Genomic DNA, 15573 nt, shown 5'->3' on the forward strand with positions numbered 1-15573 from the left:
AAACTCACACTTGTCTTCTTGCCTGATACTCGGTCGATGGCAGCTTGGCCATAAGCTTTTATTGGGCCTCGTGCATGGCGCACTTAAGGTTTTAAATCCTTTATTTTCTGCTGCAGTCGCATGCTGTGATTTCGGTCTGCGTCGCCCGCCGTCCTCTGGCTGCGCTCCGCAGTATTGCGCGTGCTACGGGGTGGCGCGTCTGCGCGTTCAGGCGAATACACATGTTGCGACATTCGAGAGCCGCTGACGCATACATTTCCCATTTGGTAACTCCTCAAAAAGGTCAAGGCTTCTCAGCGTTGTGTGGCGCATCGTCCTTACCGGGTTGGATTGTAAAAAAGCCTTAATAATTAAAATAATGGCCGTTCGAGGAAGTATGTTTCGTCCGCTCGGATCCCAAGCGTGAAAAGCGGATACAACGATTTGCCGGGTTAAGTCGTACGCGAGATTTAAGCTTGCGTGGCCCGCACCATTGAAGCTCGCGTAGGCATGGCGCGTGCCATTAGGCCTTACCTTTGCTATGATGCAGCCCGCGCTTTTCGCTAATCCCGACTGTTTTGCTTGGTCTAATACTTGACTCATTTACTCGGGAATAGCATACTCGCTCTCATTCCGAACCTCTGCGGTATATGCCATGCGACTGACTACTAAAGGCCGATACGCTGTGACCGCCATGCTTGATCTGGCGTTGCACGCGCAGAACGGGCCAGTGTCTCTGGCTGATATCTCCGAGCGGCAGGGTATTTCCCTGTCCTACCTCGAGCAGCTGTTTGCCAAGCTGCGTCGCGGCAATCTGGTTTCCAGTGTTCGTGGTCCGGGTGGTGGTTATCAGCTGTCCCGTGACATGAAGGTCATTCAGGTTGCGCAGGTTGTCGACGCGGTCAACGAATCAGTCGATGCCACGCGTTGTCAGGGGCTAGGCGATTGCCACGCAGGTGATACCTGCCTGACCCACCACTTGTGGTGTGACCTGAGCCAGCAGATTCACGAATTTCTAAGCGGTATCAGCTTGGCGGATCTTGTTACTCGCCGTGAGGTACAAGAAGTCGCTCAGCGCCAGGATATGCGCCGTGGCCATAATCACGTGTCGCAACTGGGTAAGATCGAAACGTCCGCCGTCGAATGAACGCAGATGAATGAGCGGTGCGCCTGCCTGATAGGAGAGCTTCAATGAAATTGCCAATTTACCTCGACTACTCCGCGACGACTCCGGTCGATCCGCGCGTCGCGCAGAAAATGATCGAATGCCTGACCGTCGAAGGAAACTTCGGCAACCCGGCCTCGCGCTCCCACGTCTTTGGCTGGAAAGCTGAAGAGGCGGTCGAGAACGCTCGCCGTCAGGTTGCTGATCTGGTCAGCGCCGACCCGCGTGAAATCGTCTGGACCTCCGGTGCCACTGAATCCAACAACCTGGCGATCAAGGGTGTTGCGCATTTCTATGCCAGCAAAGGCAAGCACCTGATCACCTCCAAGGTCGAACACAAGGCTGTTCTCGACACCACTCGCCAGCTTGAGCGCGAGGGTTTCGAAGTGACTTACATCGAGCCAGGTGAAGACGGTCTGATCACGCCATCGATGATCGAAGCCGCACTGCGCGACGACACCATTCTGGTTTCGATCATGCACGTGAACAACGAAATCGGCACCATCAACGACATTGCAGCTATCGGTGAGCTGACCCGCTCGCGTGGCGTGCTATTCCACGTTGATGGCGCGCAATCGACAGGCAAGGTTGAAATCGATCTGGCCAGCCTCAAGGTTGACCTGATGTCGTTCTCGGCACACAAGACTTACGGTCCCAAAGGGATCGGCGCGCTGTATGTCAGCCGCAAGCCACGTGTTCGTATTGAAGCGGCCATGCACGGCGGTGGCCATGAGCGCGGTATGCGTTCCGGTACTCTGGCCACTCACCAAATCGTTGGCATGGGTGAGGCTTTCCGTATCGCCAAGGAAGAAATGGCCGCTGAAAATTTGCGCATCAAGGCGCTGAGCGATCGTTTCTTCAAGCAGGTCGAAAACCTGGAAGAGCTTTACGTCAACGGTAGTCTGACTGCCCGTGTGCCGCACAACCTGAACCTGAGCTTCAACTATGTGGAAGGCGAGTCGCTGATCATGGCACTCAAGGATCTGGCGGTATCGTCCGGTTCGGCCTGTACCTCGGCTTCGCTGGAGCCCTCGTACGTACTGCGCGCTCTGGGTCGCAACGACGAACTGGCGCACAGCTCGATTCGCTTCACCTTCGGTCGTTTCAGCACCGTAGAAGAAATCGATTACGCCGCGCAGAAGGTCTGCGAGGCAGTCACCAAGCTGCGCGCTCTTTCGCCGCTGTGGGACATGTTCAAAGACGGCATCGATATCTCCAAGATCGAGTGGGCGGCACACTAATTTAAAGTCGCCTTCAAGACAGGTTATGTGCAAACCGGACATGACCTGCAGAGCGGCTCCCTGATGTGAGAGGAACAGAATCATGGCTTACAGCGAAAAGGTCATCGACCACTACGAGAATCCACGTAACGTCGGCAAGATGAACGCGGAAGATCCTGATGTTGGCACCGGCATGGTCGGCGCTCCTGCATGCGGCGACGTGATGCGCCTGCAGATCAAGGTCAACGAGCAGGGCGTCATCGAAGACGCCAAGTTCAAGACCTATGGCTGCGGTTCGGCGATTGCTTCCAGCTCCCTGGCGACCGAGTGGATGAAGGGTAAGACTCTGGATGAAGCAGAGACCATCAAGAACACTCAGCTGGCTGAAGAGCTGGCACTGCCGCCGGTAAAGATTCACTGCTCGGTACTCGCCGAAGACGCCATCAAGGCGGCTGTACGCGATTACAAGCAGAAGAAAGGCCTGCTGTAAGCAGCCTTCAAAAAGAAGTCAGAAACAAGTAAGGAGCTCCGATGGCTATCAGCATGACAGAAGCTGCCGCTAACCACGTACGACGTTCCCTCGAGGGGCGCGGCAAGGGTGACGGCGTTCGTCTGGGTGTTCGCACCACAGGCTGTTCAGGTCTTGCCTATGTGCTTGAGTTCGTCGATGAGGCCGCCAGCGAAGACACTGTGTTTGAATTGCACGGTGTCAAGGTGATCATTGACCCGAAAAGCCTGGTCTATCTGGACGGCACCGAGCTCGACTTCGTGCGCGAAGGCTTGAACGAAGGCTTCAAGTTCAATAATCCGAACTCGCGCGGCGAGTGCGGCTGTGGCGAAAGCTTCAACGTCTGAGGCTTCTATTGTGGGTACTCCCTGTCATTTCGCCCTGTTCGAGCTCAAGCCCGAGTTCCAGCTGGACCTCGAGCAGTTGGCGACGCGTTATCGTGAACTGGCGCGCAGCGTTCACCCGGACCGCTTTGCTGATGCCCCAGAGGGTGAGCAGCGGCTGGCACTGGAGCGCTCCGCCAGTCTCAATGAGGCCTATCAGACCCTGAAGAGCCCTCCGAAAAGGGCGCGCTACCTGCTGGCGATGAATGGCAACGAAGTGCCGCTTGAAGTCACCGTGCATGATCCCGAGTTTCTTCTACAGCAGATGCAGCTACGTGAAGACCTCGAGGAGCTGCAGGATGAGGCTGATCTCGATGGCGTCGCGACCTTCAAGCGTCAGCTCAAGGTGGCTCAGGACGAACTGAACCAGAGCTTCGCTGCCTGTTGGAATGACCCTGCACAACGTGAGCACGCTGAAAAGCTGATGCGGCGTATGCAGTTTCTCGACAAGCTTTCTCACGAAGTGCGCCAGCTAGAAGAGCGCCTCGACGATTAACCCCGCGCAGCCTCGGCTGCGCGCCAGTGATTATTCTGAACAGCATGGCCTTACTGCAAATCGCCGAACCCGGCCTGAGTCCTCAACCGCACCAGCGTCGTCTGGCTGTGGGTATTGATTTGGGTACTACCAATTCTCTGGTTGCTGCAGTGCGCAGCGGCCTGTCCGAACCGTTGGCCGATGCACAAGGGCAGGTCATTCTGCCCTCTGCTGTGCGCTACCACGCTGACCATGTCGAGGTGGGGCAGGCGGCGAAAACCGCAGCCTCGCTGGACCCGTTCAATACCGTGCTGTCGGTCAAGCGGCTTATGGGGCGCGGCCTGACTGACGTCAAGCAATTGGGCGAGCAATTGCCCTATCGCTTCGTTGGCGGTGAGTCGCACATGCCGTTCATTGACACTGTGCAAGGGCCGAAAAGCCCGGTCGAGGTGTCTTCCGACATTCTAAAGGTTCTGCGTCAGCGTGCCGAAGAGGCGCTGGGTGGCGAGCTGGTCGGGGCGGTGATTACCGTGCCGGCCTATTTCGACGACTCTCAGCGACAGGCCACCAAGGACGCTGCCAGGCTGGCAGGTCTCAACGTGCTGCGCCTGCTCAACGAGCCGACCGCTGCTGCCGTTGCCTATGGCCTGGATCAGAAGGCCGAGGGTGTGGTCGCTATCTATGACCTGGGTGGCGGGACTTTCGATATTTCCATCTTGCGCCTGACAGGCGGTGTATTCGAAGTGCTGGCCACGGGCGGCGATACCGCTCTGGGTGGCGATGACTTCGATCACGCGATTGCCAGCTGGATCGTCGCCGATGCCGGTTTGTCTTCCGATCTGGCCCCATCCGCGCAGCGCAATCTCCTGCAGGCAGCCTGTTCTGCCAAGGAAGCGTTGACCGACGCTGACGCAGTCGAGGTGGCTTACGGGGAATGGCGCGGCACGCTGACCCGCGACGCGCTCAACACACTGATCGAGCCCATGGTGCAGCGCAGCCTCAAGGCTTGTCGTCGTGCGGTGCGTGATACCGGCATCGAGCTTGAAGAAGTCGAAGCAGTGGTGATGGTTGGCGGTTCTACCCGTGTTCCGCGTGTGCGCGAGGCGGTTGCCGAGCTATTCGGTCGTCAGCCGCTGACTGATATCGACCCGGATCAAGTGGTGGCCATCGGGGCTGCGATCCAGGCTGATACCCTGGCAGGCAACAAGCGTGATGGTGGCGAACTTCTGTTGCTCGATGTGATTCCGCTCTCGCTGGGGCTGGAAACCATGGGCGGGCTGATGGAAAAGGTCATTCCGCGCAACACCACGATCCCTGTCGCGCGCGGTCAGGAGTTCACCACGTACAAAGATGGCCAGACGGCCATGAAGATTCATGTTCTGCAGGGCGAGCGCGAGCTGGTCAGCGACTGTCGCTCCCTGGCACGTTTCGAGTTGCGCGGCATACCGCCTATGGTGGCGGGCGCCGCGAAGATACGCGTTACGTTTCAGGTCGATGCAGACGGCCTGCTCAGCGTCTCTGCACGTGAAATGGGTTCTGGCATCGAGTCGAGCATTCAGGTCAAGCCGTCCTACGGACTGACCGATGACGAGGTCACTCGCATGCTCAAGGATTCCTTTGAGTATGCCGGCGACGACAAGGTTGCTCGTGTACTGCGTGAACACCAGGTCGATGCAGAGCGTCTGCTTGAGGCGGTTCAAGGTGCGCTGGATGCCGATGGCGAACGTCTTCTCGATGAAGAGGAGCGCCTGGTCATCAATCTGCAGATGGAAGAATTACGTGAACTGATGCAAGGCACCGATGGCTATGCCATCGAGCAGCAGACCAAGCGTCTGTCGCAAGTGACCGACGCATTTGCAGCCCGACGCCTCGATTCGACGGTAAAAGCCGCACTGGCCGGGCGCAACTTGAATGAGATTGAGGAATAACTGATGCCGCAGGTGATTTTTCTGCCCCACGCCGAGCATTGCCCGGACGGGCTGGTTGTAGAGGCGCCGACCGGCACGTCTATTCTGGAGCTCGCCCACGAGCATCACATCGAGATCGAAAGCGCCTGTGGCGGCGTGTGTGCGTGCACCACTTGTCACTGCGTGATTCGTGAAGGCTTTGGCTCGCTTAATGAAGCCGACGAGCTGGAAGAAGACATGCTCGACAAGGCCTGGGGACTTGAAGCGCAATCGCGTCTATCCTGTCAGGCCATTGTCGGTACTGAAGACCTCACCGTCGAGATACCCAAGTACTCGCTCAATCACGCTGCCGAAGCGCCGCACTGATTCAAGGAACGCTCATGAGTCTCAAATGGGTTGATGTACAGGAAATTGCTATCCAGCTGGCTGAAAGCCATCCGGAAGTAAACCCGCTCACTGTGAGTTTCCCCAGGCTGCGTGATCTGGTCATGGCCTTGCCTGAATTTGATGACGAACCGGCCCGTAGCGGGGAAAAGGTTCTTGAAGCGATCCAGACACTATGGATCGAAGAGCTGGATTAACGTTCGGTAACGTACGCCGTTAGGCAATACACCAGAACCCGCGTATAATTCGCGGGTTTAATTTTTCGCTTAAATCACTGTTTCTGGAGTTTCACCATGGCTGTTCAACGTACTTTCTCCATCATCAAGCCTGACGCCGTTGCAAAGAACGTAATCGGCGAGATCACCACTCGTTTCGAAAAAGCCGGTCTGCGCGTTGTCGCTTCCAAGCTGAAGCAACTGTCCAAGGCCGAAGCTGAAGGTTTCTACGCTGAGCACAGCGCTCGTGGTTTCTTCGGTGACCTGGTTGCTTTCATGATCTCCGGTCCGGTTGTGGTCCAGGTTCTGGAAGGCGAAAACGCTATCGCTCTGAACCGTGAGCTGATGGGCGCTACCAACCCTAAAGAAGCTGCTGCCGGCACTATCCGCGCCGACTTCGCTGACTCCATCGACGCCAACGCTGTTCACGGTTCCGATTCCGAAGCAGCCGCCGCTCGCGAAATCTCGTACTTCTTCGCAGCTACCGAAGTAACCGCTCGCTAAGTCATTCTGACTGACGAGTGAAGGGTGAATTCATGATTGCATCGACTGGTAAAACCAACCTGCTGGGTCTGACTCAACAGGAAATGGAGAAATTCTTCGACTCTATCGGGGAGAAGCGCTTCCGTGCCGGTCAGGTCATGAAGTGGATTCACCACTTCGGCGTCGATGATTTCGACGCGATGACGAACGTCAGCAAGGCCCTGCGCGAAAAGCTCAAGGCCTGCGCTGAAGTTCGCGGTCCTGAAGTGGTCAGCGAGGATATCTCCAGCGACGGCACCCGCAAGTGGGTGGTGCGCGTAGAGTCCGGCAGCTGCGTCGAGACCGTCTATATTCCGCAGGGCAAGCGTGGCACCTTGTGTGTTTCGTCCCAGGCGGGCTGTGCCTTGGATTGCAGCTTCTGCTCCACGGGCAAGCAAGGCTTCAACAGCAACCTCACCGCCGCCGAAGTCATCGGTCAGGTGTGGATTGCCAGCAAATCCTTTGGCAGCGTCCCGGCGACCGTCGACCGTGCCATCACCAACGTGGTGATGATGGGCATGGGTGAGCCGCTGCTGAACTTCGACAATGTCATCGCCGCCATGCATCTGATGATGGATGACTTGGGGTATGGCATTTCCAAACGCCGGGTGACGTTGTCCACGTCCGGTGTGGTGCCGATGATCGATGAGCTTTCCAAGCATATCGATGTCTCGCTGGCCTTGTCGCTGCATGCGCCTAACGATGCGCTGCGCAACCAGTTGGTACCGATCAACAAGAAGTACCCGCTGCAGATGCTTCTCGAGTCTTGCCGTCGCTATATGTCCAGTCTGGGCGAGAAGCGCGTGCTGACCATCGAGTACACAATGCTCAAGGACATCAACGACAAGGTCGAGCACGCCGTCGAGATGATCGAGTTGCTCAAGGACACACCTTGCAAGATTAATCTGATCCCGTTCAACCCGTTTCCGCACTCTGGTTACGAGCGTCCCAGCAATAACGCAATCCGTCGTTTTCAGGACCTGTTGCATCAGGCCGGTTATAACGTCACTGTGCGTACCACGCGTGGCGAAGACATTGATGCTGCATGCGGCCAACTGGTCGGTCAGGTCATGGACCGCACGCGTCGTAGTGAACGCTACATCGCTGTGCGCGAGTTGAGTGCCGATGCCGAAACGGCTTCCGGTGCGACAACCCGAACCTGACTGCGAACCTGACCGGGAAAGACTTGATGTCTGTGCGTGCCTCCTTTCTACTGTGTGTTGTCATGCTGCTGACGGCCTGTGTGTCCACCGGCAACGTCAACCCGCTGAGCACGAAACAGGGGCGCGAAGAGGCCCGTCAGGCTTACGTGCAGCTCGGATTGGGCTATTTTCAACAAGGTCAGACCGAGCGCGCCAAGGTGCCGCTTAAAAAAGCACTCGAGCTCGACAGTTCCGACCCCCAGGCCAATGCGGCGCTGGCGTTGGTGTTCCAGACCGAAATGGAGCCCGAGCTCGCCGAGCAATATTTCCGCAAGGCGCTCGCCTCCAGCAATAACGACACACGCGTCGTCAATAATTACGGCAGTTTTCTCTACGAGCAAAAGCGTTACAAGGAAGCCTACGAGCGTTTTGAGCAGGCTGCCGCCGACAACCTGTATCCTGAGCGCTCTCGGGTCTTTGAAAGCCTGGGTATGACCTCGCTGGCGCTGGGCAATCGCGAGCAGGCCCGAGAGCAGTTCACCAAGGCCTTGCGCCTGGACCGTCAACTGCCGCGCTCCTTGCTGGAGATGGCACAGTTGTCTTATGAAGACCGGCAATTTGTGCCCGCACGTGATTATTACGACCGTTTTAGCCAGCTCAGCGAGCAAAATGCACGTAGTCTATTGCTCGGCATACGCTTGGCAAAGATCTACGATGACCGTAACAAGGCGGCCAGTTTCGGCCTGCAATTGAAAAGACTCTATCCCGGTACGCCGGAATATCAGCAATACCTGTCGGAGCAATGATGAAAGCGGCGCATCCCGAAGTTGTAGCAACCAATCGCGTGAACCCTGGAGAAACACTGCGCCAGGCACGCGAGAGCAGGAGCTGGTCGCTGCCCGATGTGGCTTTGAGGCTGAACCTCACCGTGACCTCCCTGAGCAATCTGGAGAACGGCAATTTTGAGAAACTGCCTGGGCACACGTTTGCCCGGGGGTATGTACGTGCCTATGCGAAGCTGCTTGGCCTTGATCAGGCAGCACTGGTTGATCAGTTCGACCAGTTTACCGGTACCGATGGCAAGGGCAGTGCAGTTCACGCGCTGGGCCGCATCGAGGAGCCGGTGAGGCTGTCACACAATATTCTGCGTATCGTCAGCCTGTTGCTGCTGGTGATTCTGGTCGGTGGCGGTTTTTTCTGGTGGCAGGACCAGGCGACCCTGCGCGGCAGGGATCAGTCCGGACTTAACATGGAACACGTCGAAGTCGAAAGCGCCGACGGCACCACGCAGATCCATCCGCTGGACGAGCCTGAAGAAGCGCCAGTTGTCGAAGCACCTGCTTCCGGACAGACTTCCCTGCCATTGAACACCGGTGCGCCTGCCAGCGAGTCGCCGAGCGCTGCGCCAGCCGCACCTGCTACAGATACTACCGGCCGCTCTGCTGCCCAGCCTCAGGCACCGGCTGCTGCCCCGACGCCTGCACAGACTGCGCAGGCGCCAGTGGCTTCGCCTAATGTGCCGTCCATGCCGACAACGCCGGCTGAACAGCCAGCCCCTGTCATGGCGGGCGCCGGCCAGGTCACTGTGCAGTTCGTCGCCGACTGCTGGACGCAGGTCACCGACGGAAACGGCAAGGTGCTGGTCAGCGGTCTCAAGCGCAAGGGCGAAAATCTTGATGTCAGCGGCAAGCCGCCGTTGACCCTTCGTCTGGGCTATGCACGCGGCGCGCAGGTTACCTACAACGGTCAGCCGGTAGACGTGGCACCTTTCACCAGCGGCGAAACTGCTCGCCTGAAGCTAGGGCAATAAGTCATGCACGGCGAATCTCCGATCAAACGTCGCGAATCCCGAAAAATATGGGTTGGTTCTGTACCGGTGGGCGGCGATGCGCCGATTGCCGTACAGAGCATGACCAACAGTGACACCAATGATGTGGCGGCCACCGTCGCCCAGATCAATCGACTGGAAGCCGCCGGTGTCGACATCGTGCGGGTTTCCGTACCTGACATGGATGCTGCCGAGGCTTTCGGTCGTATCAAGCAGCTGGTCAAGGTGCCACTGGTCGCCGATATTCATTTTGACCACCGCATCGCCTTGCGCGTTGCCGAGCTGGGTGTCGACTGCCTGCGTATCAACCCGGGCAACATCGGTCGTGAAGATCGCGTGCGTGCCGTGGTCGATGCCGCACGCGACCGCGGCATCCCCATCCGGATCGGTGTCAACGCCGGATCGCTGGAAAAGGACCTGCAGAAAAAATACGGCGAGCCGACGCCCGAGGCTCTGGTAGAGTCCGCGCTGCGTCATGTCGAACACCTAGAGCGTCTGAACTTCCAGGATTTCAAGGTCAGCGTAAAGGCCTCTGACGTGTTCATGGCCGTGGCTGCCTACCGTTTGCTGGCCAAGCAGATTGTCCAGCCGTTACACCTGGGCATCACTGAGGCGGGCGGCTTGCGTTCAGGCACAGTGAAATCGGCTGTCGGTCTGGGTATGCTGCTCGCCGAGGGAATTGGCGATACTATCCGCATCTCGCTGGCCGCTGATCCGGTCGAAGAGGTGAAAGTCGGGTACGACATTCTCAAATCGTTGCGCCTTCGCTCCCGCGGGATCAACTTCATCGCCTGCCCGAGCTGCTCGCGTCAGAATTTCGATGTGGTCAAGACCATGAACGAGCTTGAAGGCCGACTCGAAGATTTGCTGGTGCCTCTCGATGTGGCGGTGATCGGTTGTGTGGTCAATGGTCCTGGCGAAGCCAAGGAGGCGCATATTGGCCTCACCGGTGGCACGCCGAATCTGATCTACATCGACGGCAAGCCCGCGCAGAAACTCACCAACGACAATCTCGTGGATGAGCTTGAACGCTTGATTCGCGAGAAAGCAGCCGAAAAGGCTGAAGCCGACGCCTCGGTCATCGTGCGTGGCTAACCAGGATTGCTAAGGATTTTCTGTGAGTAAGTCTCTACAAGCCATTCGTGGCATGAACGACATCCTGCCTGAGCAGACGCCCCTGTGGCGTCACTTCGAAGGCACTGTCTCGCGTCTGCTGGATAACTACGGTTATCGCCAGATTCGCATGCCCATCGTCGAATTTACCGAACTCTTCAAGCGATCTATCGGCGAAGTGACCGATATCGTCGAAAAAGAGATGTACACCTTCGCTGACCGCAACGGCGATTCCCTGACCCTGCGCCCGGAAGGCACTGCTGCCTGTGTGCGAGCGGTTCTGGAACACGGTATTACCGGTGGTGGTCAGGTTCAGAAACTGTGGTACATCGGCCCGATGTTCCGTCACGAGCGTCCTCAGAAGGGGCGTTATCGTCAGTTTCACCAGATCGGTGTAGAAGTATTCAACCTCGATGGTCCGGACATCGACGCCGAGCTGATCGTCATGACCTGGCGCCTTTGGGGCATGCTCGGTATTCGCAATGCGGTCAAGCTCGAGCTGAACAGCCTGGGTACCAGCGAAGCTCGTGCACGTTACCGCGACGCGCTGGTCGAGTTTCTCTCGGCGCGTCTTGAGCAACTGGATGAAGACAGCCAGCGTCGTCTGAAAACAAACCCGCTGCGCGTGCTCGACACCAAGCACCCTGAAACCCAGGCTGTGCTGGTCGATGCGCCGAAACTGGCGGATTATCTCGATGATGAGTCCCGCGTGCATTTCGAAGGCCTCAAGGCCCGTCTGGATGCGGCTGGTATTCCTTATGTCATCAACCCCAAGCTGGTGCGCGGGCTGGATTACTACAGCAAAACCGTTTTCGAATGGGTCACCGATGAATTGGGTGCTCAGGGGACTGTGTGTGCGGGCGGCCGTTACGACGGTCTGGTCGAGCAAATGGGCGGCAAGCCGACTGCTGGCGTAGGGTTCGCGATGGGCATCGAGCGTCTGGTGCTGTTGCTCGAAACCCTGGAGCAGGTTCCGGAAGAAATTGCCCGTCAGGTGGATGTCTACCTGTGTGCCTTCGGCGAAGCAGCCGAGCTGGCTGCGCTGGCGCTTACCGAAAAGGTTCGTGACCGGTTGCCGACCCTGCGCCTGCAGGTCAATGCCGGTGCAGGCAGCTTCAAAAGCCAGTTCAAGAAGGCTGACAAGAGCGGGGCGCTGTACGCTCTGATCCTTGGCGAAGAAGAGTTGGCAGCAAAGGTCATTGGCGTCAAACCCCTGCGTGGTCAGGGCGAACAACAAAATATTGCCTGGGACGCTCTTGCAGAGCACCTGGCCGCCTGCGTTGTGCAGGGTTGAAACAGATTAACAGCCGTTTAGCGAATAGGAGTATTGGGGTGTCGGGTACCGAAGATGAAGAGCTGGCGGTAATGAAGGACTGGTGGCAGCGTAACGGCAAACCCCTGTTGACAGGTGGTCTGCTGGCGCTGGTGGTGGTCTTGGGCTGGCAGGGCTGGCAGCGGTATCAGGCTGGCCAGTCACAAGGCGCCTCGATGCTCTATCAGCAACTGCTCGAAACCGCGCTGACGCCGAGCGGTCAGGCAGATACGGCGCGTGTCGCCGAGCTGTCCGGCAAACTGAAAAGCGAATTTGGTGGCACTACCTACGCCCAGTTCGGTAGCCTGTTCGTCGCCAAGGTGGCGGTCGATGCCGGCAAGCTGGATGATGCAGCTGCCGAACTGAAAACCGTAGCTGACAAGCCAGCCAATGACACTCTGGGTGAAGTTGCCCGTCAGCGCCTGGCTCGTGTGATGGCTGCACAGAACAAGGTTGATGACGCGCTGAAATTGCTCGACGGCGATGCCGACAAGGCATTCCTCGCCAGTCGTGAAGAACTCAAGGGCGACCTGCTGGTACAGCTGGGCCGAACCGATGAGGCACATGCTGCATACCAAAAGGCCAAATCCGCTCTGTCCGAAGACGCAGCGGTTGGTGGCCTGCAAATGAAGCTCGACGATCTGGCGAAAGGGGATGCGTGACGTGATTCGTTGGAAACATGCAGCATTGCTGGCTCTGGCCATTCTGGCCGCGGGTTGCAGCAGCAACAGCAAAAAGGAATTGCCTCCGGCCGAGCTGACCGACTTCAAAGAAGAAGTGGTTCTGCAAAAGCAGTGGAGTCGTTCGATCGGCGACGGTCAGGGCAAGACCTACAACATGCTGGTCCCGGCAATTGACGGCGATCGCATCTATGCGTCTGACGTCACTGGCGAAATCGTCTCTCTGGATCGACTGACCGGTGATGTGATCTGGAAGAAGGATCTTGATCTTCCTGTTTCCGGCGCTGTCGGCGTAGGTTACGGCCTGGTGATGATTGGCACTCTCAAGGGTGAAGTCGTTGCCATGGACGCTGCCACCGGTGAAGAGAAATGGCGCGCCCACGTGACCAGTGAAGTGCTGGCTCCGCCTGCCACCAACGGTTCCGTGGTTGTGGTTCAGACGCAGGATGACCGTATCGTCGGCTTCGATGCGTCTACCGGCTCTCAGCTCTGGATCTACGAAAGCACACCCGCTGTGCTGACCCTCCGCGGAACCGGTGCTCCATTGGCCACCAATCGTCTCGCGATCGCCGGCCTGTCGACTGGCAAGGTCGTCGCCCTCGATATTTCCAACGGCGTGCCGATTTGGGAACAGCGTGTTGCGATCCCTCAGGGTCGTTCCGAGCTGGACCGCGTGGTCGATATCGACGGCGGCCTGCTGCTGTCCGGCGGTACACTGTACGTCGCCACTTATCAGGGCCGCATCGCCGGTCTGGATCTGGAAAGCGGTCGTGTACTCTGGCAGCGTGACGGTTCGAGCTACTCGGGCGTCGCCCAAGGCTTCGGCAGCGTTTATGCCACCTTGGCCTCAGGCACTGTCGAAGGTATCGACGAGCGTTCGTCCTCCGCACTGTGGAGCAACGAATCGCTGGCTCGCCGTCAGTTGGGTGCGCCGGAAGTGTATTCCAGCTACATCGTGTTCGGTGACATGGAAGGCTACCTTCACCTGTTGAGCCAGGTCGATGGTCGCTTTGTCGGTCGCGAGCGCATTGACAGTGACGGCCTGCGTGCCCGTCCGCTGGTAGTAGGGGACATGATTTACGTGTATGGCAACAGCGGCAAACTGGAAGCCCTGACCATCAAGCAATAAGTGTCCAGGCCCGAGGCCATTGGCCCCGGGTGACCTTGCCTCGGCAAGGCTGCAGCGTCATTGTGCGCTGCTCCGAACTTCGGCCGCTGCCCTGCAGCGGCTTTTGTATTTTCTGAAATAACGAAGTGGAGAGCCTAATGGTTCCCGTAATCGCCCTGGTGGGTCGACCGAACGTCGGCAAGTCCACCATGTTCAACCGCCTGACCAGGACCCGCGACGCTATTGTCGGCGATCTGTCCGGTCTTACCCGTGATCGCCAATACGGAGAGGCGAAGTGGCAAGGGCGCTCCTATATTCTGATCGACACCGGCGGTATCTCCGGTGACGAGCATGGCATGGACGAAAAAATGGCCGAGCAGTCTCTGCTGGCCATTGAAGAAGCCGATGTGGTGCTGTTTCTGGTGGATGCCCGTGCGGGCTATACCGCCGCTGATCAGATGATTGGTGAGCACCTGCGCAAGCGCAACAAGCGTTCCTACGTGGTTGCCAACAAGATCGACAACATCGATGAGAACCTGGCGCGTGCCGAGTTCAGCCCGATGGGGCTGGGCGACGCCATTCCGGTGGCCGGCGCTCACGGTCGCGGCATCTCGCAGATGCTCGAAATCGCTCTGCGGGAATTCCCCAGGGACGAGGACGACCTTGAAGAAGGTGAGGTCGAGGAAGTTGCCGAAGGTCAGGAAGCCAAGCGCATTCCGGGCCCGAGCGAAAAAGACGGTATCAAGATCGCGATCATCGGTCGTCCGAACGTCGGCAAGTCGACGCTGGTCAACCGTATGCTCGGTGAAGACCGGGTTATCGTTTATGACGAGCCTGGCACCACGCGTGACAGCATCTACATTCCCTTCGAGCGGAATGAAGAGAAGTACACGCTGATCGACACGGCAGGTGTGCGCAAGCGCGGCAAGATCCACGAAGAAGTCGAAAAGTTCTCTGTGGTCAAGACCCTGCAGGCCATTAAGGACGCCAACGTGGTGATCTTCGTGATGGACGCCCGGGAAGGGGTGGTCGATCACGATCTCAACCTGCTGGGCTTCGCTCTCGAGGCGGGTCGTGCACTGGTTATCGCGCTGAACAAGTGGGACGGCATGACGCCGGGCGAACGTGATTTCGTGAAGATCGAACTGGAACGCCGTTTGTTCTTCGTCGATTTCGCGGACATCCACTTCATCTCGGCCATGCACGGCACGGGTGTAGGCAACCTTTATCAGTCGGTGCAGAACTCGTTCAAGTCGGCCGTAACGCGCTGGCCGACCAGCCGTCTGACGCAGATCCTCGAAGACGCGGTCAGCGAGCATGCGCCACCGATGGTCGGCAGCCGCCGCATCAAGCTGCGCTACGCTCACCTGGGGGGTGCCAACCCACCGCTGATCGTGATTCACGGCAACCAAGTCGAGAAAGTACCCAAGTCTTACGTGCGGTATCTGGAAAACACCTATCGCCGTGTGCTCAAGCTGGTCGGTACGCCGATCCGGATCGAGTTCAAAGGTGGCGAGAACCCGTATGAAGGCAACAAGAACACGCTGACGGACCGCCAGGTCAACAAGAAGCGTCGAATGATGTCGCACCACAAGAAAGCCGACAAGAAGCGCCGCGACAAGCGCTGAGTCA

At 58.0% G+C, this 15573-nt stretch carries 17 protein-coding genes; all 17 read left to right on the forward strand.

Features of this window, described 5'->3' with window-relative positions:
• The first annotated feature begins 634 nt into the window (after window positions 1-634).
• On the forward strand, window positions 635-1126 hold the full coding sequence (iscR, locus tag ALO43_RS08245; protein ID WP_005891617.1) for a Fe-S cluster assembly transcriptional regulator IscR: 492 nt from the start codon (window positions 635-637) through the stop codon (window positions 1124-1126).
• Between the two features lie 44 nt (window positions 1127-1170).
• Entirely contained in the window at window positions 1171-2385 is a 1215-nt protein-coding gene (locus tag ALO43_RS08250) for an IscS subfamily cysteine desulfurase (protein ID WP_024690524.1), read from the forward strand.
• Between the two features lie 82 nt (window positions 2386-2467).
• Complete coding sequence (iscU, locus tag ALO43_RS08255) at window positions 2468-2854, forward strand: Fe-S cluster assembly scaffold IscU (protein WP_002552476.1); 387 nt, start codon at window positions 2468-2470, stop codon at window positions 2852-2854.
• Between the two features lie 41 nt (window positions 2855-2895).
• Window positions 2896-3219 carry an iron-sulfur cluster assembly protein IscA gene (gene iscA, locus ALO43_RS08260; protein ID WP_003314173.1) on the forward strand — a complete coding sequence of 108 codons (324 nt, stop codon included), beginning with the start codon at window positions 2896-2898 and terminating at the stop codon, window positions 3217-3219.
• 10 nt (window positions 3220-3229) lie between these two features.
• Window positions 3230-3751: a co-chaperone HscB gene (gene hscB / locus ALO43_RS08265; RefSeq protein ID WP_005891623.1), complete on the forward strand. Its 522-nt coding sequence runs from the start codon at window positions 3230-3232 to the stop codon at window positions 3749-3751.
• A gap of 44 nt (window positions 3752-3795) precedes the next feature.
• Complete coding sequence (gene hscA, locus ALO43_RS08270) at window positions 3796-5658, forward strand: Fe-S protein assembly chaperone HscA (protein WP_005891624.1); 1863 nt, start codon at window positions 3796-3798, stop codon at window positions 5656-5658.
• A 3-nt stretch (window positions 5659-5661) separates the two neighbouring features.
• Window positions 5662-6003, forward strand: coding sequence for an ISC system 2Fe-2S type ferredoxin (gene fdx / locus ALO43_RS08275; protein ID WP_005891625.1), 342 nt, complete (start codon window positions 5662-5664; stop codon window positions 6001-6003).
• A 14-nt stretch (window positions 6004-6017) separates the two neighbouring features.
• Entirely contained in the window at window positions 6018-6218 is a 201-nt protein-coding gene (gene iscX, locus ALO43_RS08280) for a Fe-S cluster assembly protein IscX (RefSeq protein WP_054997364.1), read from the forward strand.
• 96 nt (window positions 6219-6314) lie between these two features.
• Window positions 6315-6740, forward strand: coding sequence for a nucleoside-diphosphate kinase (gene ndk / locus ALO43_RS08285; protein ID WP_002552482.1), 426 nt, complete (start codon window positions 6315-6317; stop codon window positions 6738-6740).
• Window positions 6741-6772: 32 nt separating this feature from the next.
• Complete coding sequence (rlmN, locus tag ALO43_RS08290; RefSeq protein ID WP_054997365.1) at window positions 6773-7921, forward strand: dual-specificity RNA methyltransferase RlmN; 1149 nt, start codon at window positions 6773-6775, stop codon at window positions 7919-7921.
• Between the two features lie 26 nt (window positions 7922-7947).
• Complete coding sequence (gene pilW / locus ALO43_RS08295; protein ID WP_005891628.1) at window positions 7948-8706, forward strand: type IV pilus biogenesis/stability protein PilW; 759 nt, start codon at window positions 7948-7950, stop codon at window positions 8704-8706.
• On the forward strand, window positions 8706-9710 hold the full coding sequence (locus ALO43_RS08300; protein WP_005891629.1) for a RodZ domain-containing protein: 1005 nt from the start codon (window positions 8706-8708) through the stop codon (window positions 9708-9710). The genes pilW and ALO43_RS08300 overlap by 1 nt, the downstream gene beginning before the upstream one ends.
• Before the next feature lie 3 nt (window positions 9711-9713).
• Entirely contained in the window at window positions 9714-10823 is a 1110-nt protein-coding gene (gene ispG, locus ALO43_RS08305; protein ID WP_005891630.1) for a flavodoxin-dependent (E)-4-hydroxy-3-methylbut-2-enyl-diphosphate synthase, read from the forward strand.
• A gap of 22 nt (window positions 10824-10845) precedes the next feature.
• Window positions 10846-12135, forward strand: a complete 1290-nt coding sequence (gene hisS / locus ALO43_RS08310) for a histidine--tRNA ligase (protein WP_054997366.1) — start codon at window positions 10846-10848, stop codon at window positions 12133-12135.
• Between the two features lie 38 nt (window positions 12136-12173).
• Complete coding sequence (locus ALO43_RS08315; RefSeq protein ID WP_005891635.1) at window positions 12174-12815, forward strand: YfgM family protein; 642 nt, start codon at window positions 12174-12176, stop codon at window positions 12813-12815.
• Window positions 12808-13962 carry an outer membrane protein assembly factor BamB gene (gene bamB / locus ALO43_RS08320; protein WP_053481214.1) on the forward strand — a complete coding sequence of 385 codons (1155 nt, stop codon included), beginning with the start codon at window positions 12808-12810 and terminating at the stop codon, window positions 13960-13962. Before ALO43_RS08315 ends, bamB begins: the two co-directional genes overlap by 8 nt.
• A 137-nt stretch (window positions 13963-14099) precedes the next feature.
• The gene (gene der / locus ALO43_RS08325) at window positions 14100-15569 is read left to right on the forward strand and encodes a ribosome biogenesis GTPase Der (RefSeq protein WP_024670478.1); all 1470 of its coding nucleotides are present in this window, start codon (window positions 14100-14102) and stop codon (window positions 15567-15569) included.
• Window positions 15570-15573: the final 4 nt, after the last annotated feature.

It is taken from the genome of Pseudomonas tremae (assembly GCF_001401155.1).
In the GTDB taxonomy this organism is placed as follows: Bacteria; Pseudomonadota; Gammaproteobacteria; order Pseudomonadales; family Pseudomonadaceae; genus Aquipseudomonas; species Aquipseudomonas tremae.